20 protein-coding genes are annotated in these 21,980 nt (G+C 70.3%); 13 read left to right on the top strand and 7 right to left on the bottom strand.

The window, feature by feature from the left end:
- Positions 1-5: 5 nt before the first annotated feature.
- The 3 genes from ACOJV7_RS03340 to ACOJV7_RS03350 are packed head-to-tail and all read left to right on the top strand — an operon-like array spanning position 6 to position 3,139.
- Positions 6-1,718: a fumarate hydratase gene (locus ACOJV7_RS03340; RefSeq protein WP_420188744.1), complete on the top strand. Its 1,713-nt coding sequence runs from the start codon at positions 6-8 to the stop codon at positions 1,716-1,718.
- A 14-nt stretch (positions 1,719-1,732) separates the two neighbouring features.
- Entirely contained in the window at positions 1,733-2,230 is a 498-nt protein-coding gene (locus tag ACOJV7_RS03345) for a beta-class carbonic anhydrase (protein ID WP_420188745.1), read from the top strand.
- Between the two features lie 36 nt (positions 2,231-2,266).
- Positions 2,267-3,139, top strand: a complete 873-nt coding sequence (locus tag ACOJV7_RS03350; protein WP_420188746.1) for an MOSC domain-containing protein — start codon at positions 2,267-2,269, stop codon at positions 3,137-3,139.
- Positions 3,140-3,224: 85 nt separating this feature from the next.
- Here the strand turns inward: ACOJV7_RS03350 and ACOJV7_RS03355 are convergent, their stop codons facing one another.
- Complete coding sequence (locus ACOJV7_RS03355) at positions 3,225-3,866, bottom strand: NAD(P)H-binding protein (RefSeq protein ID WP_420188747.1); 642 nt, start codon at positions 3,864-3,866, stop codon at positions 3,225-3,227.
- Between the two features lie 11 nt (positions 3,867-3,877).
- On the bottom strand, positions 3,878-4,306 hold the full coding sequence (locus ACOJV7_RS03360; protein WP_420188748.1) for an Ohr family peroxiredoxin: 429 nt from the start codon (positions 4,304-4,306) through the stop codon (positions 3,878-3,880).
- A 45-nt stretch (positions 4,307-4,351) separates the two neighbouring features.
- Here ACOJV7_RS03360 and ACOJV7_RS03365 point away from each other — a divergent pair, with 45 nt between their 5' ends.
- The 4 genes from ACOJV7_RS03365 (at position 4,352) to ACOJV7_RS03380 (ending at position 8,483) form a co-directional block, all read left to right on the top strand.
- Positions 4,352-5,710, top strand: coding sequence for a GH1 family beta-glucosidase (locus ACOJV7_RS03365; protein WP_420188749.1), 1,359 nt, complete (start codon positions 4,352-4,354; stop codon positions 5,708-5,710).
- A 138-nt stretch (positions 5,711-5,848) separates the two neighbouring features.
- Positions 5,849-6,685: a transporter substrate-binding domain-containing protein gene (locus tag ACOJV7_RS03370; RefSeq protein WP_420188750.1), complete on the top strand. Its 837-nt coding sequence runs from the start codon at positions 5,849-5,851 to the stop codon at positions 6,683-6,685.
- Between the two features lie 92 nt (positions 6,686-6,777).
- Positions 6,778-7,599: an amino acid ABC transporter permease gene (locus ACOJV7_RS03375; RefSeq protein WP_420188751.1), complete on the top strand. Its 822-nt coding sequence runs from the start codon at positions 6,778-6,780 to the stop codon at positions 7,597-7,599.
- A 2-nt stretch (positions 7,600-7,601) separates the two neighbouring features.
- Entirely contained in the window at positions 7,602-8,483 is an 882-nt protein-coding gene (locus ACOJV7_RS03380; protein ID WP_420188752.1) for an amino acid ABC transporter ATP-binding protein, read from the top strand.
- A gap of 48 nt (positions 8,484-8,531) precedes the next feature.
- Here ACOJV7_RS03380 and glmM read toward each other — a convergent pair whose 3' ends face one another.
- The 3 genes from glmM to rplM form a co-directional block, all read right to left on the bottom strand.
- Complete coding sequence (gene glmM / locus ACOJV7_RS03385; protein WP_420188753.1) at positions 8,532-9,878, bottom strand: phosphoglucosamine mutase; 1,347 nt, start codon at positions 9,876-9,878, stop codon at positions 8,532-8,534.
- A gap of 245 nt (positions 9,879-10,123) precedes the next feature.
- Entirely contained in the window at positions 10,124-10,648 is a 525-nt protein-coding gene (gene rpsI, locus ACOJV7_RS03390; protein ID WP_035947015.1) for a 30S ribosomal protein S9, read from the bottom strand.
- A complete protein-coding gene (gene rplM / locus ACOJV7_RS03395; RefSeq protein WP_035947014.1) occupies positions 10,648-11,091 on the bottom strand; it encodes a 50S ribosomal protein L13 in 444 nt (147 codons plus the stop codon). Before rplM ends, rpsI begins: the two co-directional genes overlap by 1 nt.
- Positions 11,092-11,375: 284 nt before the next feature.
- On the opposite strand from rplM, the gene ACOJV7_RS03400 reads away from it, so the two are divergent.
- The 3 genes from ACOJV7_RS03400 to ACOJV7_RS03410 are packed head-to-tail and all read left to right on the top strand — an operon-like array spanning position 11,376 to position 13,901.
- Entirely contained in the window at positions 11,376-11,987 is a 612-nt protein-coding gene (locus ACOJV7_RS03400; protein WP_420188754.1) for an ArsR/SmtB family transcription factor, read from the top strand.
- On the top strand, positions 11,984-13,270 hold the full coding sequence (locus tag ACOJV7_RS03405; RefSeq protein ID WP_420188755.1) for an MFS transporter: 1,287 nt from the start codon (positions 11,984-11,986) through the stop codon (positions 13,268-13,270). Before ACOJV7_RS03400 ends, ACOJV7_RS03405 begins: the two co-directional genes overlap by 4 nt.
- Before the next feature lie 37 nt (positions 13,271-13,307).
- Positions 13,308-13,901, top strand: coding sequence for a dihydrofolate reductase family protein (locus tag ACOJV7_RS03410; protein WP_420188756.1), 594 nt, complete (start codon positions 13,308-13,310; stop codon positions 13,899-13,901).
- Positions 13,902-14,056: 155 nt separating this feature from the next.
- On the opposite strand, the gene ACOJV7_RS03415 is transcribed toward ACOJV7_RS03410, so the two are convergent.
- Positions 14,057-17,152, bottom strand: coding sequence for a pullulanase X25 domain-containing protein (locus ACOJV7_RS03415; protein WP_420188757.1), 3,096 nt, complete (start codon positions 17,150-17,152; stop codon positions 14,057-14,059).
- A 167-nt stretch (positions 17,153-17,319) separates the two neighbouring features.
- Here ACOJV7_RS03415 and ACOJV7_RS03420 point away from each other — a divergent pair, with 167 nt between their 5' ends.
- Positions 17,320-17,982, top strand: coding sequence for an LmeA family phospholipid-binding protein (locus tag ACOJV7_RS03420; RefSeq protein WP_420188758.1), 663 nt, complete (start codon positions 17,320-17,322; stop codon positions 17,980-17,982).
- A gap of 31 nt (positions 17,983-18,013) precedes the next feature.
- On the opposite strand, the gene truA is transcribed toward ACOJV7_RS03420, so the two are convergent.
- A complete protein-coding gene (gene truA, locus ACOJV7_RS03425; protein ID WP_420188759.1) occupies positions 18,014-18,859 on the bottom strand; it encodes a tRNA pseudouridine(38-40) synthase TruA in 846 nt (281 codons plus the stop codon).
- A gap of 148 nt (positions 18,860-19,007) precedes the next feature.
- Here truA and ACOJV7_RS03430 point away from each other — a divergent pair, with 148 nt between their 5' ends.
- Both ACOJV7_RS03430 and ACOJV7_RS03435 read left to right on the top strand, forming a co-directional pair.
- Positions 19,008-19,874, top strand: a complete 867-nt coding sequence (locus tag ACOJV7_RS03430) for a M23 family metallopeptidase (protein ID WP_420188760.1) — start codon at positions 19,008-19,010, stop codon at positions 19,872-19,874.
- Between the two features lie 60 nt (positions 19,875-19,934).
- On the top strand, positions 19,935-21,968 hold the full coding sequence (locus ACOJV7_RS03435; RefSeq protein WP_420188761.1) for a PQQ-dependent sugar dehydrogenase: 2,034 nt from the start codon (positions 19,935-19,937) through the stop codon (positions 21,966-21,968).
- The last annotated feature ends 12 nt before the right edge of the window (positions 21,969-21,980 follow it).

Consider the following 21,980-nt stretch of genomic DNA (forward strand, 5'->3'; position numbering starts at 1 on the left):
ACACCATGGCTGACTTCGCCTACGAGGACCTGCTGCCGGTCGGCGCCGACGACACGGCATACCGGCTGCTCACGACGGAGGGGGTCGAGGTCGTCGACGGTCCCGGGGGACGCCGGTTCCTGCAGGTCGCGCCCGAGGCGCTGCGGCTGCTGAGCGAGACCGCGATGCACGACATCGCGCACTACCTGCGTCCGGCGCACCTCCAGCAGCTCCGCAACATCCTCGACGACCCCGAGGCGAGCAACAACGACAAGTTCGTCGCCCTCGACCTGCTCAAGAACGCCAACATCGCCGCGGGTGGCGTCCTGCCAATGTGCCAGGACACCGGCACGGCGATCGTCATGGGCAAGCGCGGCCAGCACGTCCTCACGCAAGGAACCGACGAGCGCGCCCTCTCGCGCGGCATCTACGACGCGTACACGACGCTCAACCTGCGCTACTCGCAGATGGCGCCCGTGACGACGTGGGAGGAGAAGAACACCGGCTCCAACCTCCCCGCCCAGATCGAGCTCTACGCCGACACCGCCCCGGGGCACGAGACGGCATACAAGTTCCTCTTCATGGCCAAGGGCGGCGGCAGCGCCAACAAGTCCTTCCTCTTCCAGGAGACCAAGGCGGTGCTCAACGAGGCGGCGATGATGCGCTTCCTCGACGAGAAGCTGCGCGGGCTCGGCACGGCGGCGTGCCCGCCCTACCACCTCGCCATCGTCATCGGCGGCACGAGCGCGGAGTTCGCGCTCAAGACGGCGAAGTACGCGAGCGCGAGGTACCTCGACAGCCTTCCGACGAGCGGCGACCCGGCGACCGGGCACGGCTTCCGCGACGTCGAGCTCGAGGGACAGGTCCTCCAGCTCACCCGGGAGTTCGGCATCGGCGCGCAGTTCGGCGGCAAGTACTTCTGCCACGACGTCCGCGTCGTCCGGCTCCCCCGCCACGGCGCCTCGCTGCCGGTCGCGATCGCCGTGTCGTGCTCCGCCGACCGCCAGGTGCTCGGCAAGATCACGCCGGAGGGCGTCTTCATCGAGCAGCTCGAGACCGACCCGGCGCGCTTCCTGCCCGACACGACGCACGAGGGCCTGGCCCACCACGACGAGCCCACCGGTGCCGGGTCGACCGGTCAGGGCGCGGTCGTCGAGATCGACCTCAACCGGCCGATGGACGAGATCCTCGCCGAGCTGACGACGCACCCGGTCAAGACGCGGCTGTCACTCACCGGACCGCTCGTCGTCGCCCGCGACATCGCGCACGCGAAGATCAAGGAGCGGCTCGACGCGGGTGAGGAGATGCCCGCCTACCTGCGCGACCACCCCGTCTACTACGCGGGTCCCGCCAAGACGCCCGCGGGCATGCCGTCGGGCTCCTTCGGCCCCACGACGGCCGGGCGGATGGACTCCTACGTCGAGCAGTTCCAGGCCGCCGGCGGCTCCAAGGTCATGCTCGCCAAGGGCAACCGGAGCAAGCAGGTCACCGACGCGTGCGCCTCGTACGGGGGCTTCTACCTCGGCTCGATCGGCGGTCCCGCCGCCCGGCTCGCGCAGGACTGCATCAAGAGCGTCGAGGTCCTCGAGTACCCCGAGCTCGGCATGGAGGCGATCTGGAGGATCGAGGTCGAGGACTTCCCGGCCTTCATCGTCGTCGACGACAAGGGCAACGACTTCTTCGCCTCCGTCACCAAGCCACTGGCCATGACCATCCCCAAGAGAGCAGGACTGCTGTGAGCGAGAACCCCACTGTGACTGGCGAGTTCGCCGACCTCCTCGAGGCCAACCGCACCTTCGCCCAGACCTTCGACCTCGGCGGGTTCGACGGGGTCGCCCACGCGGGCATCGCGATCGTCACCTGCATGGACTCGCGCATCGACCCGCTCGGCATGCTCGGCCTCACCCCCGGCGACGCCAAGATCTTCCGCAACCCGGGCGGCCGCGTCACCTCCGCGGCGCTCGAGGCGCTCGTCCTCGGCGTGCACCTGCTCAACGTGCAGCGCGTCCTCGTCGTCCCGCACACCCGCTGCGCGATGACGAAGTACTCCGAGGTCGAGCTGCGCGAGGTCATCGGCGAGAAGGCCGGCACCGACGCGTCGTGGGTCGGCTTCCACGTCGTCCCCGACCAGGAGGCCGCCCTCAAGGCCGATGTCATGGCCGTGCGCTCGCACCCGCTCATCCCCGACACCGTCGCCGTGGGCGGCTTCCTCTACGACGTCGACAGCGGCCTCCTCGAGCAGCGCATCTGACCGCCTCCGCCGCTCCCGAACGACAGGACGTATGCCGTGTCGTCACCTCGTGTGACCGGGCTCGCCGTGCACCCGCTCAAGAGCGGTGCGATCCGCCCGGTCCCCAGCGCCACGGTCGAGCGGGCGGGGTTCGCCGGCGACCGCCGCTGGATGGTCGTCGACGCCGACTCGCGGCTCGTCTCGGCGCGTGAGGTCCACGGGCTCTTCTCCGTCGTCGCCGACACCCCGCAGACGAGCGAGGACGTGGGGTCAGGTCTGAGGCTGCGCGCACCGGGGCTGCCGGACCTGGCCCTCCCCGACGCCGACGCCGGCGCCAACGGTGACACCGGCGGCCCGGTCATCCCCGTCCGGCTGCACCGCCACGACCTCACCGGAGCGCTCGTCTCCCCCGAGGCCGACGCGTGGCTGAGCGAGGCGGTCGGCCGACCCGGTCTGCGCCTCGTGCGGTGCGTCGACCCGACGGCCCGGGCGCTCAACCCGGCGTTCAGTCGCGAGGGTGACCACACGGCATACGCGGACGGCTACCCGGTCACGCTCGCGAGCCGCAGCTCGCTCGACCGGCTCAACGACTGGATCGCCGAGACGGCAGTCGAGCGCGGCGAGGAGCTGCCCGAGCCACTGCCCATGGAGCGGTTCCGGCCCAACGTCGTCGTCGAGGGGGATCTGGAGCCGTTCGTCGAGGACGCGTGGACGACGGTGCGGCTCGGCGAGGTCACCTTCCGGATCGCGAAGCCGGTCGACCGGTGCGTCATGACGACCATCGACCTCGCCTCGCTCGAGACCGGCAGGGAGCCGATCCGCACCCTGGCCCGGCACCGCCGCTGGGACGGTGCGACGTGGTTCGCCGTGCAGCTCATCCCCGACGGCACCGGCCTCGTTCACGTCGGGGACGAGGTCGTCCCCGACTGAGCCGAGCCTCCTCGACTGGTTGCGACGTCGCAGAGTGCGCTCCGTCCGACGAGCCCTGCGAGGTCGCAGTCAATCGGACGCGGGGTCAGGACAGCGAGGCGAGCGCCTCCGCCACCGGGGTGTCACCGTTGTTGAACCGGATCGTGCGGCCCGCCAGCTCCCCGTGGTCGACGACGTGCGCGATGACGGCAGCGACGTCGTCGCGCGTCACCTCGCCGCTGACGGTGGCGTCGACGTCGACCCGTCCGGTGCCGGGCTCGTCGGTGAGCGTGCTCGGCCCGAGGACGACCCAGCGCAGGTCGCTGGCGCGCAGGTGCTCGTCGGCCGCCGCCTTGGCCTCGGCATAGGCGAAGAACGGGTTGTCCTGCGGCACACCATGATCCGGCTTCGCGCCGAAGTAGGAGACCATGATGTAGAGCGGGTCGTCCAGCGTCGCAGCGGCCTGCATCGAACGGACGGCGGCTTCGTGGTCGACGGCCCGGGTCCGCTCGGGCGAACCGCCACCAGCCCCTGCCGACCAGACGACCACCTCGGTGCCCGCGAGCGCCTGCGCCATCTCTGCGGTCGAGAGGTTCTCCGCGTCGTGGACCGCGGCACTGGCTCCGGTCGCCTCGACGTCGGCGACGTGGTCGGGGTTGCGCACCCACGACGTCACGTCATGGCCGGCGTCGGCGAGGAGTCGGGAGGCGCGCAGTGCGACCTTGCCGTGGCCGCCGATGATCGTCACGGCCGCCACGGTCAGACGGTCCGAGCCGTGATGGTCACGTCGATGTTGCCGCGCGTGGCCTTCGAGTAGGGGCACGCCTGGTGCGCGGCGTCGACGAGCTCCTGTGCCGTGTCGTCGTCGACGCCGGGGATGACGGCCTCGAGGGCCACCGCAAGCCCGACGCCCGAGCTCGTGCGGCCCAGCGTGACGCTCGCGGTCACGGTGGACTCGCTCACGTCGAGGCCCTCGCTCGCAGCGACGCTGATGAGCGCGTTGCCGAAGCACGCGGCGTAGCCGGCCGCGAAGAGGGTCTCGGGGTTCGCCTTGGGGTTGGTCTTGCTGCCGGGCTTGCCGGTGGCGAGGTCGATGACGCCGTCCTCGCTCGTGACGTGTCCCTGACGGCCACCCTTGGCGGTGGCGGCGGTGGTGTAGAGGGGGGTGGTGAGGGCTTCGTGCGGCATGAGGACACCCTGCCGCACGAACGGCCACGCGACTAGGTTGGGTCCATGACGTTCGACACCAGGTTCCCCGACGGCTTCCTGTGGGGCGCGGCGACCGCCTCCTTCCAGATCGAGGGCTCGACGACGGCCGACGGCCGCAGTCCCTCGATCTGGGACACCTTCTGTGACGTCGAGGGCAACGTCATCAACAAGGACACCGGCGACCCGGCGTGCGACCACTACCGCCGCATGCCGCAGGACGTCGTCCTCATGAAGGAGCTCGGGCTCGACGCCTACCGCTTCTCGATCGCGTGGCCGCGCGTCATCCCGACGGGCACCGGTGAGGTCAACCCCGCCGGGATCGACTTCTACTCACGGCTCGTCGACGACCTGCTCGAGAACGGCATCCGCCCGTTCGTCACGCTCTACCACTGGGACCTCCCGCAGGTCCTCGACGATCGCGGCGGCTGGCTCAACCGCGACATCAAGGACTGGTTCGCGGAGTACACGCAGACGGTCGTCAGCCACCTCGGCGACCGGGTGACGAACTGGACGACGCTCAACGAGCCCTGGTGCTCGTCTCTGCTCAGCTACACCCTCGGCCACCATGCCCCCGGCCACACGGACCGGGTCGAGGGGCTCGTCGCCGCCCACCACCTCATGCTCGCCCACGGCACCGCGGTCCCGGTCATCCGCGAGAACTGCCCAGGGGCCGAGGTGTCGATCACGCTCAACCCGACCCAGGTCTACGGGCCCGACAACCCCACCGACGCCGACCTCGACGCGGTCCGCCGAGCCGACGACGCGCTCAACGGGATCTTCTTCGGCCCGCTCTTCCACGGTGCCTACCCGCAGTCCCTGCTCGAGAACACCGCAGCGATCACCGACCACGGCTACATCCACGACGGCGACCTCGAGGTCATGAGCGCGCCGCTCGACAACCTCGGGGTCAACAACTACTTCCCCACCCGGGTCAAGGCGACCGAGGGCGCCGTCCACCCCCTCCCCGGGGGCGAGGGCGTCGAGGAGACCGACCCGCACCCGCCGCTCACCGACATGGGCTGGGAGATCTCGCCCCAGGGCCACCACGACATCCTCATGCGCTCCGCCCAGGAGTGCGGCCTGCCCATCTACGTCACCGAGAACGGCTCGGCGTGGCCGGACGAGGTGAGCGAGGACGGCGCGGTCCACGACCCGGACCGGACGGCATACCTCCATGGGCACCTCGACGCGGTCCGGCAGGCGATCGACGACGGCGCGGACATCCGCGGCTACTTCGCGTGGTCCCTCATGGACAACTTCGAGTGGGCCTTCGGCTACAGCAAGCGCTTCGGCATCGTGCACGTCGACTACGACACCCAGAAGCGCACGGTCAAGGACTCGGGGCACGAGTACGCACGGATCATCGCCGCGCACCACGGCTGAGCGCGACACCCGGTCGCAACACAGGTCACGATTTCGGCCCTTCGCCGGACAAAGACGGCGTATGCCGTGCAGCGCTGGGTAGGGTCGGCGCCAGCCGGACGTCAACACGACGCCGCCAACAGTCACCAAGGAGTACCCGTGAGCACCTCACGCACCCGCCGGGTCGGTTCCTTCGCCGCCGCGGCCCTCATCTCCGTCCTCGGCCTCGCCGCCTGTGGTTCCGACGACGGTGACGGTGGCGACGCCGCCGCCACGAACTCCTCCGGTATCAGCACGATCACCGAGGGCAAGCTCAAGGTCTGCACGCACCTGTCCTACAAGCCGTTCCAGTTCAAGGAGGGCTCGAAGGTCGTCGGCTTCGACGTCGACCTCATGGACCTCGTCGCCAAGAAGCTCGGCGTGGAGCAGGAGATCGTCGACATCGCCTTCGACCAGATCACCTCCGGCGCCGTCTTCGCCTCGAAGAAGTGTGACGCTGCCGCCGCCGGCACGACGATCACCGACGAGCGCAAGAACGCCGTCCTCTTCTCGGACCCCTACTTCGACGCGACGCAGGCGCTCATCGTCAAGAAGGACTCCGGGATCAAGGACCTCGCCGGCCTCAAGGGCAAGAAGCTGGGCGTCCAGACCGACACGACGGGTCAGGACTACGCCGAGGAGAACAAGGGCGCCAACGGATACGAGGTCGTCGTCTTCGACGACCTCTCCACCGAGATGGCCGGTGTGCTCTCCGGTCGCGTCGAGGGCGCGATCAACGACAACGGCGTCGTCTACGACTACGCCAAGGACAACCCGACCACCGAGGTGGTCACGGAGTTCGACACCGGCGAGCAGTACGGCATGCTCTTCAAGAAGGACGACCCCAACGCCCAGAAGCTCGCCGACACCACCAACGAGGTCATCAAGGCCGCGAAGGCCGACGGCACCTACAACACCATCTACAAGAAGTGGTTCGGGGTCGACGCCCCGAAGTGACGCTTTCCTGACGTCGGGGGCGGCGGTACGGTTTCGACCGGCCGCCGCCCTCGCGTTGCAGGCCCAGACCCGCCGGTCGCCAGGAGGACCCGTTGAGCACGATCACTGAAGCAGCGCCGAAGAAGAAGCTCTCCCCGCGCAGACGCGCGCAACGCATCAGATGGATCCAGTACGCGATCCTCGCTCTCGTCGTCGTCGTCATGGTGCTCACGGTGGACTGGGGCGCGGTCCAGAAGAACTTCTTCGACCTCGAGGACATCAAGCTCACGATCACGTCCGGACTCGGCACGGCAGTGAAGAACACGTTGCTCTACACCGTCGGCGCCTTTGTCATCGGGCTCGTGCTCGGCACGGTCCTCGCCCTCATGCGGCTGTCGTCGGTCGGCCCCTACCGATGGATCGCCACGGCCTGGATCGAGTTCTTCCGAGGTCTGCCGGCGCTCCTGGTCCTGCTGGCCTTCGGGTCGCTCTCGATCGCCTTCCCCGGCCTGGTCATTCCCTTCGACCCCTACGGGACGGTGTGGCTGGGTCTCGGCATCGTGGCCTCGGCCTACATGGCCGAGACCATCCGCGCCGGCATCCAGGCCGTCTCCAAGGGGCAGGTGGAGGCAGCCCGCTCGCTCGGCATGACGACGGGCATCGCCACGCGGAAGATCGTGCTGCCGCAGGCGATGAGGATCGTCATCCCGCCGCTGACCAACGAGCTCATCCTGCTCATCAAGGACTCCTCCCTCGTCTTCATCCTGGGCATCTCCGCGAGCGGCTTCGAGCTGACCAAGTACGGGCGCGACCTCGGCAACCAGACGGCCGGCCTCACCCCGCTCACGGTGGCCGGTCTCTGCTACCTGTTCATCACCCTCCCGCTCTCCATCCTCGTGCGCCGGATGGAAGCCCGCCAGAAGAAGGAGCGCTGAGCATGACCGCCTCCAGCACCCGTACGAGCGCTCCGGTGGTCGAGGTCACCGACCTGCACAAGTCGTTCGGCGCCAACCACGTCCTCCAGGGCCTCGACACGACGATTCACCAGGGCGAGGTCGTCTGCGTCATCGGCCCGTCGGGGTCGGGCAAGTCGACCTTCCTGCGCTGCATCAACCTCCTCGAGGAGCCGACGAGCGGCTCGATCAAGGTCGGCGGCGACGAGGTGACCGACCCGGACTGCGACATCGACGCCATCCGCCGCAACATGGGCATGGTCTTCCAGCAGTTCAACCTCTTCCCCCACCTCTCCGTGCTCGACAACTGCACGGTCGCCCAGACGACGGTGCTCAAGCGCAGCAAGAGCGAGGCGCAGGCCAAGGCTCGCGAGAACCTCGAGAAGGTGGGTCTGTCCGAGAAGGCCGACGCCTACCCCGCCCAGCTCTCCGGTGGCCAGCAGCAGCGCGTCGCCATCGCACGGGCGCTGTCGATGGACCCCAAGCTCATGCTCTTCGACGAGCCGACCTCGGCGCTCGACCCCGAGCTCGTCGGCGATGTGCTCTCGGTCATGCGGCGCCTCGCGAGCGAGGGCATGACGATGTTCGTCGTCACCCACGAGATGGCGTTCGCCCGCGACGTGGCCGACCGCGTCATCTTCATGGACGGTGGCTCCATCGTCGAGGAGGGCTCGCCCGACCAGGTCATCGGCGACCCGCAGGAGGAGCGCACCCGCGTGTTCCTCCAGCGCGTGCTCGACCCGACGCACGTCGACCCGGGAGCCGAGGACGCGGCATACAGCAAGCGCCACGAGAACGACACGACCGGCAAGGGCTTCACGCCGCCGCACGACACCCACGGCCACTACGGCGGAGGCATCGGCTGACCCAGCTTTTCCTCCCCAGGAGCACAAGCTGTGGCGAGGCGGGCGTGGTCAGAGGGTGAGGCGTTCCTTCACCACGGTGACGAGACGGTCGGCGACGACCTGGGCCTTGTCGGCCGTGGCGGCCTCGACCATGACGCGGACGACCGGCTCGGTACCGGACTTGCGCAGCAGCACCCGGCCGGAGCCGTCGAGCTCGCGCCCGGCCTCGGCGACCGCAGCCTGCACGTGCTCGTCGGTCTCGACGCGGGCCTTGTCGACGCCCTTGACGTTGACGAGGACCTGCGGGAGGCGGGTCATGACCGTGCCGAGTTCGGCGATCGTCCTGCCGGTGGCGACCATGCGTGCGGCGAGCATGAGACCGGTGAGCACGCCGTCGCCCGTCGTGCCGTGCTCGAGGAGGATGACGTGGCCGGACTGCTCGCCGCCGAGGGTGTGAGCCGAGGCCCGCATCTCCTCGAGGACGTAGCGGTCGCCGACGCCGGTCTGCTTGACCTTGATGCCCTCGCGCTCCATCGCCTGGAGCAGGCCGAGGTTGCTCATGACCGTCGCGACGAGGGTGTCGTCGTGGAGCGCGCCGCGTGACTTCATGTCGACGGCGAGGATGCCCATGATCTGGTCGCCGTCGATCTCCTTGCCCTCGGCGTCGACGGCGAGGCAGCGGTCGGCGTCACCGTCGTGGGCGATGCCGATGTCGGCACGCTTGGCGACGACGGCGGCCTTGAGATGGTCGAGATGGGTCGAGCCGTAGCCGTCGTTGATGTTGAGACCGTCCGGCTCGGTGCCGATCTCGAAGACGTCGGCGCCGGCGAGTCGGAAGACCTCGGGCGAGACCGACGACGCGGCGCCGTGAGCGCCGTCGATGACGACCGTCAGGCCGTCGAGCCGGTTGGGCAGTGCCTCGAGGAGGTGGGCGACGTAGCGCGCCTGGCCGGCCCGGTTCTGCAGGACGCGTCCGACCTGGGCTCCGGTGGGGCGCTCCCATTCCTTGCCGAGGCCCGCCTCGATGTCGTCCTCGACCGCGTCGGGCAGCTTGTGCCCACCGGCGGCGAAGAACTTGATGCCGTTGTCGGGCATGGCGTTGTGCGACGCCGAGAGCATGACGCCGAAGTGGGCGTCCATGTCCGCCGTGAGGAACGCGACGGCGGGTGTCGGCAGCACGCCGACGTCGTGCACGTCGACCCCGGCGGACGCGAGCCCGGCGATGACGGCCGCGCCGAGGAACTCGCCCGACGCGCGAGGGTCCCGACCCACGACCGCCTTGGGCTTGCGACCCGACTCGCGGGCCTGTCGGCCGAGCACGTGGGCGGCCGACACGGCGAGCTGCATCGCGAGGTCCGCGGTGATGTCGACGTTGGCGAGCCCCCGGACGCCGTCGGTCCCGAAGAGTCGTGCCATGCGTGTGCCGTGCCTTTCGTCGTTCCACAGGTGGTGCAAGGTGCCGGTCCCACGAGGAGCCGACGAGACAACCTACCCCTGCACGCCGAAGGCGGCATCCCGCGAGGGATGCCGCCTTCGGTGCAGGACGCCCGTACGGGCGCGGCCGCAGGATGGATCTCAGCGCTTGAGGAGCCAAGCGACGAGACCGCGCCAGCGGGATCAGCGCTTGAGGAGCCAAGCGCTGAATGGCGCGAAGCGCCAGATCAGCGCTTGGAGTACTGGGGCGCCTTGCGGGCCTTCTTGAGACCGGCCTTCTTGCGCTCGGGGACGCGGGCGTCACGGGTGAGGAAGCCGGCCTTCTTGAGCGCCGGACGGTTCAGCTCCTCGTCGACCCCGTTGAGCGAGCGGGCGACACCGAGGCGGACGGCACCGGCCTGGCCCGAGGGGCCACCACCGTGCACGCGGACGAGCACGTCGTAGGCGCCGTCGAGCTCGAGGACCTTGAGCGGCTCGTTGACGATCTGCTGGTGCACCTTGTTGGGGAAGTAGGCCTCGAGGGTGCGGCCGTTGATCTTCCACTCACCGGTGCCGGGGACGATGCGCACGCGGGCCACGGCCTGCTTGCGGCGACCGGTGGCGGCACCCGGGGCGGAGGCGGAGGGACGACGGGCCGGCTCGCCGCCGACCGTGGCGTCGGCCGAGGTCTCCGAGGTGTACTCGGTGATCTCCTGGTCGTCGGCGTCCGTGCCGAACTCGTCGACCTGGTCGATGCTGGTGTTCTCGGTCATCACTGGGCCACCTGGGTGATCTCGAAGGGCTTGGGCTGCTGGGCAGCGTGGGGGTGCTCGGAGCCGGAGTAGACCTTGAGCTTGGTCAGCTGCTGGCGACCGAGCGAGGTGCGGGGAAGCATGCCGCGGATGGCCTTCTCGACGGCCTTCTCGGGGAACTTGTCGAGCATCTCGACATAGCTGCGGCTCTTGAGACCGCCCGGGAAGCCCGAGTGACGGTAGGCCTTCTTCTGCTCCGCCTTGGCGCCGGTGAGGGCGACCTTGTCGGCGTTGATGATGATGACGAAGTCGCCCATGTCCATGTGGGGGGCGAAGGTCGCCTTGTGCTTGCCGCGCAGGAGCGTCGCGGCCTGGCTCGCGAGACGACCGAGCACGACGTCAGTGGCGTCGATGACGTGCCACTGCCGCGTGATGTCGCCCGGCTTCGGGGAGAAGGTACGCACGGTTGTTGCCTAACGTGTGTGTCGGATCGGGAAGCCTGCGGTCCCGCTCGCGTCGAGTCGAGGGCCTCAGGGGTATGCCGTGTGCTCCCGCCAGGGTTTCCACCTCTCGGGCCACCCCGGGAAGGGCGCACGGCACAACAGTCCTCAAGTTTACGGAGAAGTCCGTCCGCACCCAAATCCCCCCGGCGACCCCCCGAAACGGCACCTGACCTGCACAGACACCGGCGTGACGACGGCATGCACAACAGTTGTGCAAACAGAGTGTGCAGAGGTATTGTGCACGCATGACCTCCGACTCCCCGCACCTGAGCGGGGGCCTCAGCGGCATCCGCCTCGACGCGACGTCGCTCAAGGTGCTCGCTCACCCCCTGCGCTCGCGGCTCCTCTCGACGCTGCGCCGGGGCGGCCCCGCCACCGCGACCGACCTCGCCACCGCGCTCGGCACGAACTCCGGTGCGACGAGCTACCACCTCCGCAAGCTCGAGTCGGTCGGCCTCGTCGCCGACACCGGCGAGGGCGAGGGCAAGCGCCGGCTCTGGCGCGCGGCCACCGAGAGCCACCAGTTCGAGCCGAGCGACTTCGCCGGCGACGAGGACTCCGAGACGGCACTCAACTGGCTCGTGCGCGACTACACCCGCCACTTCGCCGAGCAGTTCGAGAAGTGGCTCGACGTCGAGGCCGCCTGGCCGGCCGCCTGGCGCGACGCCGCGGGCATGAACGACTCCTACGTCATCGCCACGCCGGCCCAGCTCGTCGCCATGAAGGAGGAGATCGACGAGGTCATCGCCCGCTACCGCCGCGTCGGTCAGGGCAACCCGGCAGCCCGCCGCCTCGCCGTCTACAACGTCACCTACCCGCTCGACCTCGACCGCATCCCCCGAGGTGAGGACTCATGACCACCACGCTCTCCCCCGCCGCCGCCCGCCGCGTCTTCTACGTCCTGTCGACGACGCGCTGGCTGCCCGTCGGCTTCGTCGTCGGCATCTTCACCCTGGTCGCCCGTGAGCGCGGGCTCTCCATCGAGGAGATCACCCTCTACATGACCGCGCAGGGGGTCATGGTCCTCCTGCTCGAGATGCCGACGAGTGGCTTCGCCGACGTGATCGGCCGCAAGCCGGTGCTCCTCGCGGCCGGCGTCGTCAACATCGTCGCCGGGGTCGCCTACCTCTTCGCCCAGTCGTTCTGGGCCTTCGCCCTCGCCGCCGGTCTCATGGGCGTCTACCGCGCGCTCGACTCAGGCCCGCTGGAGGCGTGGTACGTCGACACCGTCCACGAGCGCGAGCCCGGGGCCGACGTCCACAAGGCCATGTCCATCCAGGGCGTCCTCGTGGGCGTCGGCATGGGCGGTGGCGCCCTCGTCTCCGGCGCGCTCGTCGCCTGGCACCCGTTCAAGGAGTCGAGCGCCCTGCTCCTGCCGATCCAGGTCTTCGTCGCGCTGTGCGTCGTGCACCTCGTCGCCACCCTCGTGCTGCTCTCCGAGACTCCGCGCGGCGAGGGCCGCCTCGCCAGCCGCCTCGGGTCATCCGTGCGTGAGACACCGGGCGTCATCCGCGACGGGCTGCGGATGCTGGGATCCAACCGCGTCCTGCGCTACCTCGTCCTCGTCGAGCTGTTCTGGGTGACCGGGATGATGGCCTACGAGACCCTCATGCCGCTGCGCCTGGCCGAGCTGCTGGGCTCGGAGGCCGTGGCGGGAGTCTGGATGGGTCCGGCGGCCGCCGGTGGCTGGGCGCTCTTCTCGCTCGGCTCATGGCTCGGCGGCTGGCTCGCCGAGCGCCTGGGTCTCGTGCCTGCCGCGATCGTCGGTCGCGTCGTCAACGGGCTCGGGGTCGTCGTCATGGGCCTCGCGCTCGGACCGGTCGCCCTGCTCGTCGCCTACCTATTCACCTACACCCTGCACGGGGCTGCGAGCCCGGCCTACGTGAGCCTGCTGCACCGCGAGGCGTCGTCGAGGAACCGCGCGACGGTCCTGTCGATGAGCTCGCTCGTCATGCAGGGCGGAGGCGCCGCGGTGGGTCCGCTCCTCGGCCTCCTCGCCGCGCGCACCTCGATCTCGACGGCGATGGTCGTCGCCGGGGTCGTCAGCACGATCGGGTTCGTCTGCTTCCTGCCCGCCCGTCGACGCGACCGCGCCGACACCGAGGTCGAGAATGCAGAGGTCACGCCGTCACACGGGTGACCGGACGGCATACCGACACCGAACAGAGGAGCACGTGATGCGCAAGGTCGTGGTGAGCCAGATCCTCTCCCTCGACGGACGGTTCACCGGCCCGGGCGGTGACGTCATGGTCATGCCCTTCGAGGACGGGTTCAGCGACAACAACGCCCAGCTCCTCCGCGGTGCCGGCACGGTCCTCCTCGGCCGGACGACGTTCGAGGGCTTCCGCGACTACTGGCCCGACGTCCGCGACGACCCCGGCCAGCCCGAGCTCGAGCGCGAGATCTCACGGCTCAACTGGAGCGTCGACAAGGTCGTCGTCTCCGACACCCTGACGGGCGAGGGCACCGAGCCGTGGTCGGCCACGACCCGGATCGTGCGCCGGGCGCAGGCGCACGAGGCCGTCCGGGCGCTGCGCGCGGAGGAGGGAGACGGCGACATCGTCGTCTTCGGCAGCCACGTCCTGTGGAACGACCTGCTCGCGCACGGGCTCGTCGACGAGCTCCACCTGCTCTACGGACCGGGCGTCGTGGGGGCTGACGGCATCCCGGCGTTCGAGGGCACCGCGCCTGCGCGCTTCCGCCTGCTCGACGTGCACCGCTGGGAGGGCTCGGACCTTGTGCGCCTCCGGTATGCCGTTACCCCCGCCTGAGCGCCCGCCCCGCCTGAGCGCCCACCTCGCCCACCTTGTGCTCCTGGGGAGCACAGGTTGAGGGTCCGGACGGAAAATTTCCGTCCGGACCCTCAACGTTCCCTCATGGGAGCAGAAACTGGCTGGCCGCACTGCCCTCCAGCCGAGGGCGGTGACTACGAGCTCGTGCTCGTCACCGTCGTGAGGTGGGTCGCCGAGTCGTAGACGAAGTTCGTCCTGGCCCCGGCGCTCGGCACGGTGACCGTGATGTTGCCGCCACTCGGCGAACCACCGGAGCCGTAGCTCTCGGTCCACGACCGGTCGTGGGCGATCTTGAACTCCCACGTGCCGGCCGGGATCTTCGTCGTCGCCCAGGTGAAGACGCCGTCACCGTCCTTGTCCTGCAGCCAGGGACGCATGCAGGCCGGGCTCCAGTCCTCGGCACAACCCAGCTCCGACTGGAAGCTGCCTGGTGCGGTGATGATCTCGGTCTCCTCGTCGGAGGTGGCCCAGTGCGTCGTCGGGTCGTAGAAGAACGTCACCGACCCGTCAGCGGTCTCGTAGGAGATGTTGGCGCCGTCACGCACACCCTTCTCGCCGTAGTTCTCGGTCCACACCTTGTCGAGCGTGGCCTTGTAGGAGTAGGGGCCCGGTGTGATCGTGAACGCCTTCTTCCAGATGCCGTCGTTGGCGTCGAACGTCAGCTGCGAGGCGTCACAGGTCTCGTCCCAGTCCTTGGGGCAGCCCATCTCCGAGTTGTGCGTGCCGGGGACGCCGACGGTCGACGGCTGCGTCGCCGGACGGTCACCGATCTCGCCCTCGGTGGAGCCGCCCGTCTTCGGTGCCACGACCGAGGCCCACGTGCCGCTGGCCGCGACCCGGCCGGCGGCGTCACGCACGACCGCGCGGTACTCGAGGAGCGAGCCCAACGGCATACCGGAGACGTCGTGGAAGACGCGGAAGGGAGCGTTGTCGTCGGTGCCGATCGGGCGCCACGTCGTCGTGCCGACCGGGCGGTAGAGGAACGTCGTCTGCGCGAAGGTGCTCGCCGTGACGTCCGCCGCGATCTCGGCCCGGTCGGCGACCGTGTGGGCCGCGCCGGTCGAGAGCGAGACCGTCGGGGCGGCACCGGTCGTCGAGATCGGCTTGTTGGCCCGCCACACGCTCACGGTGAGCGGCGGAACCGTCACCGAGACCTTGCCGTCGGCGGCGGGCTTGACGGCGGTGTCGGTGCCGGAGACCGGCGTGAAGACGACGCCCTTGCCCTTGCTCCACGTCGGGAAGGTCGCCGTCGAGGCGGTCTTGGCGTTGTTGGCCGCGACGACGTACTCGACCTTCTGCCCCGCGTCGATGCGCGAGACCGCGAAGATGCCCGCACCGTCGGCGGCGTAGCGCTGGACCTGGGCACCGTCCGCGAGCGCCGGGTGCTGGGCGCGCTTGGCGGACAGGTTCCGCAGGTGCTCGTAGAGCGGATGAGTGGTCTCGTAGCGGTCGCGCGAGCCCTCGGGTCCGGCGAGCACGTCCTCGGTGTTGTAGATGTCGACCTTGCTCGCGAACATGTCCTCGCGGGCGAGCTGGTCGCCACCGGTGCCGATGAAGCCCTGCTCGTCGCCGTAGTAGGTGACCGGGTTGCCACGGGTGGCGAACATGACCGCCTGCGCGAACTTCACGCGGGCGAGGTGCTCGGCCTCGTTGTCGCTGGCCTCCTTGAGGAACATCGCCGCACGGCCCATGTCGTGGTTCCCGAGGAAGGTCGGCAGCTGGTAGGCGTTGCTGTCGGGGTCGGTGTACCAGTCGTCCTTGGAGAAGAAGTCGGCGAGGACGTTCGCCGGCTTGCCCTTGGCGAAGTCGACGCCCTGCTGCTGGAAGCCGAAGTCGAGGGTGGCCTGGAGCTTGCCGCGGGTCGTGTACTCGGACATGACCGCCGGGTTGCCGTCGTAGACCTCACCGAACGCGAAGAAGTCGTCGTTCTTCTTGGCGGCGTGGCCGAGCAGGTCCGGCATGAACTTCTGCCAGAACTCGAGGTTGACGTGCTTGACGGTGTCGATGCGGAAGCCGTCGATGCCGAAGTCCACCCACTGCTTGTAGATCTCGCCCATGCCCTCGACGACCTCGGGCAGCTCGGTGAAGAGGTCGTCGAGCCCGATGAAGTCACCGTAGGTGGAGGACTCGCCGGCGAAGGTCGAGTCGCCGCGGTTGTGGTACATCAGCGGGTCGTTGAGCCACGCCGGCGTCTTGGCGTCCTCGTCACCGGGGTGGAGGAACGGCGTGTAGGGGAACGACGTCTTGGGGTCCATCGCAGGGAACGTCGTGTTGACGTAGTCGCGGTCGTCGAAGGCCTTCCCGCTCGCGTCCTCGTAGGGGTAGTTCTTCTTGGAGCGGTAGGTGTACTGCCCCTCCTCGTAGTCGATGACGTCGGCGGTGTGGTTCGTGATGATGTCGAAGAAGACCTTCATCCCCTTCTTGTGCGCCGCCGCGATGAGCGCCTTCATCTCGTCGTTGGTGCCGAGGTGCGGGTCGATCTGGGTGAAGTCGGTGATCCAGTAGCCGTGGTAGCCGGCGCTCTCCTCGCCCGGCTTGCCCTGCACCGGCTTGTTCTTGAAGCTTGGCGTGAGCCAGATGGCCGTCGTGCCCATGCCCTTGATGTAGTCGAGCTTGTCCATGACGCCCTTGAGGTCGCCACCGTGGTAGAAGCCCTTGTGCGTCGGGTCGAAGCCGGTCGTGAGCGGCCCGCCGGTGAGACCGCCGCGGTCGTTGTCCGTGCGGCCGTTGGCGAAGCGGTCGGCCATGAGGAAGTAGAACCGCTCACGCGTCAGCGGTGAGCGCAACGACGTGCCGGCGAGCTTCGCGTCCGCGGCCGTCGTGCCGCCGGAGAGGTTCTTGGGCGTCACCGTGACGAGGTGGGTCACGTCGTCGTAGGTGAACTCGAGCGTCGCCGGCCCCTCGAGCACGAGCGGGATGTTGGGGCCGTTGAAGACTCCCCCGGCGCCGTAGTTCGCGTCCCACGAGTCGTTGAGCGCGATCTTGTACTCGTACGTCCCCTTGGGGAGGCTGAACGTCTTCGTGTATGCCGTCGTGTCACCGACCCGGGTCAGCTCCGAGGCGGCGCACTCGGGCTTCCAGTCCTCCGGGCAGCCGATCTCGTCCTGGAGCGAGCCGACGAGGGCGACGGACACGGTCTCGGCCGAGGCGGGGAGGCTGGCCCCGAGGACAGGCGACAGGGCGACCGCGGCCCCGGCGGCGACGGCATACAGGCGGCATGGGATGGGCATCGTTGCTCCTCCGAGGGGAAGTCCCGCGTCACCCTCGTTGGTGCGCGGCTCACAGGTCTGCGGAGGAGGCTAGCTGCGTAAACGTTTTACATGAAGTGCGCGAGAGGGTGGTTTCCCCGCACTCCCGGCACAGGGTCTGCTCAGGCTCGCAGGGCAGGATGGCGCGCGTGAAGCAGTTCGTGCTCGGGGCGACGACGATGCTCGTCGCCCTCGTCGTGGCCCTGCTGGCCCTCGTCTGGTCCGTCGGCAGCCCGGGTTCGGGGGCCGACGTCGACGTGCCGACAGCCAGCGCCCCCGCCCGCCCCACCGCCCCGGCGGACCTCGCCCGGGGCGAGACGTGGCTCGGCGAGGTGCGGCTCACGAGCAGCCAGGTCGTCACCGGCGACGGCGGGCTCGAGGACGTCACGGCGGTGGGCTCGGGCGTCACCCTCACGGGCGACGGGCTGCAGGCCCAGCGCCTCGACATCGACGCCTCGCTCCCCTTCGCCACCGCGGCGGCGCAGATCGGGGGCGGCGTGACCCTCTTCGCCGCCGATGACGGGCTCGCGGGGATGCGGCGGCAGGTGAGCGTCCTCGGTCGCGACGTCGAGGTGCGGGCCACGGGTTCGGTTCGGGCTCAGGGAGGGCAGCTCGTCATCGAGCCGCAGACGATCGACCTCGACGGACCCGACTGGCTCGACACGGCGGCCTCGTCGATCGTGCGCGAGCTCGTCACCATCCGCCACACGATCGAGGGCGTGCCCGACGGCATGGCGCTCACCTCGGTGTCCGTGCAGGCCGACGGGTTTCGCGCCCATCTGCGCGGTGCGGACGTGACGATCAGCCAGTGACCCGTGCCGCCGCTCCTGGTGGCGACACGAGTCAGCCCTCGAGGGTGCGGGTGGCGCGGGCCTCCTCGGCGCGCGCCGCGAGGTCGGCATCCTCGGGATAGGCGACCTCCTCGAGCGAGAGGCCGTGCGCGGGCATGACGGCGACCCGGGGGTCGCGCTGCCGCGCACCGAGGACCTCACGCGGGAGGTCGACCGGGGCCCGCCCCTGACCGACGGGGACGACGGAGCCGACCAGAGCGCGAACCATGCTGTGGCAGAAGGCATCCGCGACGACCCGGCCTACGAGGATCCCGTCGTCGCCGCGGCTCCACGAGTAGTCGAGCAGCGTGCGCACGGTCGTCGCACCCTCGCGCCTCCTGCAGAAGGCAGCGAAGTCGTGGAGCCCCCGGAGACGCTTCGCAGCCGTGTTCATGGCGGCGACGTCGAGCTCGTCCTTGACGACGACCGTGTCGCGCCGGCGCAGCGGGTCGAGCGTCCCGGGCCGGTCGTTGATCCGGTAGGCGTAGCGGCGGCGCAGCGCCGAGAAGCGAGCGTCGAAGCCCTCGGGCGCGACGGCCACGGACCGCACGACGACGTCGGGCGGGAGGATGCCGGCGAGGCGGGTGCGGGCCGCCACCTCGGGTGAGCGCGACGAGCGACCGGGCAGGCCGGCATACGCCCCCGCGTCGACGTCCGCGTGGGCGACCTGCCCGCGCGCGTGGACGCCCGCATCGGTGCGTCCGGCGACGGTGAGCCGCACCGGTTCCGACGACCTGAGCAACGTCGTGAGCGCCGCCGACAGCTCGCCCTCGACGGTGCGCCGGCCCGGCTGGGCGGCCCAGCCGGAGAAGTCGGTGCCGTCGTAGGCGAGGTCGATCCGCACCCGCGTCAACGTCATGGCTCCGCAGCCTAGTCACCGGCTTCGAAGGGCCTTCCGCCTCGCACCCGCGGGGAGTTCTCCCCATCGCCACCGCGACCGCGGTACGTCAGGGTGGCAACGGTCCGGCGTGGGGTCGGGCCACTTCTTCGACCAGGGGTGGACTCGCATGAAACACGTTCTCGCCCGGCTGTGCGCCGGTCTCGTCCTGCTCGTCGGCGGCCTCGCCGCTGCGGCACCACCGGCCTCCGCGGCCATCAACCACGAGGTGCCCTTCCCGTGCGGCCAGACGTGGTCGGGCCAGACGCGCACGAACCACAGCCCACTCCGCTCGGTCGACTTCAACCGCACGAACGACTCCGGTGACGCGGTCGCCGCGAGCGCGGCCGGCACGGTGGTGCACCGTGGCTCGATGGCCGGCACGTCCTACGGCAACCTCGTCATCGTCCGCCACTCCGACGGCACGGCGACCTACTACGCGCACCTCTCCGGCTTCAACGTCAGCCAGGGGCAGTCGGTCTCGCAGGGACAGGTCGTCGGCTACGTCGGCGGCACGGGCTTCCCGAACACGCCGGGCGGCTTCGGCGCGCACCTCCACTACGAGCAGCGCAGCTCCGTCGGCGGGACCGCGGTCTCGATCCGCTTCGACGGCGTCACCGCGCTCTACTACGGCACCAGGAACTACACGAGCAGCAACCGTTGCGGCGGTTCGGCGAACCCCTACACGGCCAAGGAGGTCTGCGGGTCGGGCTACTCGGTCATCGACTCCGCCGCCATCGGCACCAAGGGCCGGACCTACCTGCTCTACAACTCGGGCAACGGCTACAACTGCGTCGTCACGCTCAAGACGAGCGGCTTCACGGCGAGCTCGACGTCGGCCTTCCTCGAGGTGCAGGGCAGGACGCGGGTCACGGACTCGGGCAGCTACACCTACTACGCCGGCCCCGTGCGCAGAGCCGCGCCGGGCACGTGCGTGAAGTGGGGCGGCTCGATCACCGGCACCTCCTGGACGAGCCCGTTCGAGCACTGCGGCTGACCCTCGACGCCCGCCGCTGCTCGGGTCGCCGCGGCGGGCGCGCGGGTCTACGCTCGAGCAATGGCGCGGTTCGGGCGCATCCTCGTCGTCGGCGGTGTGGTCGCCGGCACCACCGCCGCGGGCTTGGCGCCCGCCGCAGGGCTGTCCCCCGCGCCGGCCCGCGCCGCGGCTGCTCCGGCCGCAGCGGCACCGTCACTCACCGCCGCGTCCGCACCCGGCTCCCGCCTCACCACGCTCGCGAGCGGGCTGTCCCTCCCGTGGGACGTCGCCGCCCTGCCGTCCGGTGAGGTGCTGTTCACCCAGCGAGGCGGCGCCACCCGGCTCATCCGCACCAACGGGACCGTGCAGACGGTGAGCACCGCGCAGGGCGACCTCTTCGTCGGGTCGGAGTCCGGCCTCATGGGGCTCGTCACCGACCCCGGCTTCGCGACGAACCGGACGTATTACACCTGCCAGGCCTACAGGGGCAGCGGCTCCTCCCCCGTCGACATCCGCGTGCTGCGGTGGGTCCTGGTGAGCAGCGGCACCTCGGCCAGCCGCTCGGGGGCTCCGGTCGTCACCGGCCTCCCCATCAGCAGCGGCCGGCACGGCGGGTGCCGCCTCCGGTTCGCGCCCGACGGGATGCTGCACGTCGGCACCGGGGACGCCGCCATCGGGACGACCCCGCAGAGCCTCACCTCCCTCGGCGGCAAGACGTTGCGAGTCGCGAGCACCGGCGCGGCGCCGAGCTCCAACCCGTTCTTCTCGCGCGGGGGCAACGCGGCCAAGGTGTGGACCTACGGTCACCGCAACGTTCAGGGGCTCGCGCTGCGACCGGGCACGAGCGAGATGTGGAGCGCCGAGCACGGCCCCGACGTCGACGACGAGGTCAACCGGCTCGTGTCCGGGGGCAACTACGGCTGGAACCCTGTGCCTGGCTACGACGAGTCCGTCCCCATGACCGACCTCGCCGAGTTCCCGGACGCCGTCTCGGCCCGCTGGCGCTCGGGCCGCCCGACCGTCGCGACGAGCGGCGCGACCTTCCTGAGCGGCAGCCGCTGGGGTCGCTGGGAGGGCGCGCTCGCCGTGGCCGAGCTCAAGGGCGCGGGCGTGCGAGTCCTGTCGCTCACGCCCGACGGCCGGGTGCGCGGCAACGAGCAGGTGGCTGCGCTCGACGGCACCGTGGGTCGCGTTCGCACGGTGCAGTCCGCGGCCAACGGGTCGGTGCTCGTCAGCACGAGCAACGGCAGCGGCGACCGGGTGCTGCGGCTCGACCCGACCGCGACGCCGCAGGCCTTCACGCCCGGGCTCGACGTCTCACCGAGCGGCGTCTCGGCGGTCGTGCGGTCCGGCGCCGTGACGGTCTTCGTGCGCGCCACCGACGGGCGGGTGTGGCACACGACGCAGGCCGTCGCCGGCGGCGCGTTCGGGGCGTGGCAGGCGGTGCCGGGGGTCGTCACCTCCGCACCGGCCGCCGTGAGCTGGGGTGGCTCTCGCGTCGACCTGTTCGCACGTGGCCCGGCGGGGACCCTCGTGCACACGTGGAGCGCGGGTGGCGCCTTCGCACCGTGGGGCGACCTCGGCGGCTCGATCCGTGGCGCACCCGCCGCCGCATCGTTGGCCTCGGGCACCCTCGACGCCGTCGCGCGCAGCGGCGACGCACTCTGGCGGATCCGCTGGGACGGCTCCCGCTGGGCGAGCTGGTCGACGATCAACGGTGTCGTCACGAGCGCGCCCGCCGCCGCTGCCGACCCGGGCACCGGCACCGTGCGCGTTCTCGTGCGCGGCAGCGACGGACGCCTGTGGGACAGCCTCCTCACGAGCACCGGCGTCGGGCGCGGCTGGGCGGCCGTGGGCTCCCGCTACACCTGGTCGGCGCCGGCCGCGACGCCGGGCTCGAGCGTCGTCGTCACCCGCAACGGCGTCACGCCCGTCGTCGCGATCGGCTCCTTCGTCACGGCCATCGGAGGCGAGCTCACCGGCGCCCCCGGGGTCGCCTCCCGGGGTCCCGGCAGCTGGGTGGCGTTCGGACGCGGCAACGACGGCGCGCTGTGGACCTACGACGGCCGTGCCGGTCGCCAGGCATGGTCCCGCGTCGGCGGCGCGCTGGGCTGACGCTCGGCGGCC

The organism is Knoellia tibetensis, assembly GCF_048606415.1.
Classification (GTDB): Bacteria; Actinomycetota; Actinomycetes; order Actinomycetales; family Dermatophilaceae; genus Knoellia; species Knoellia tibetensis.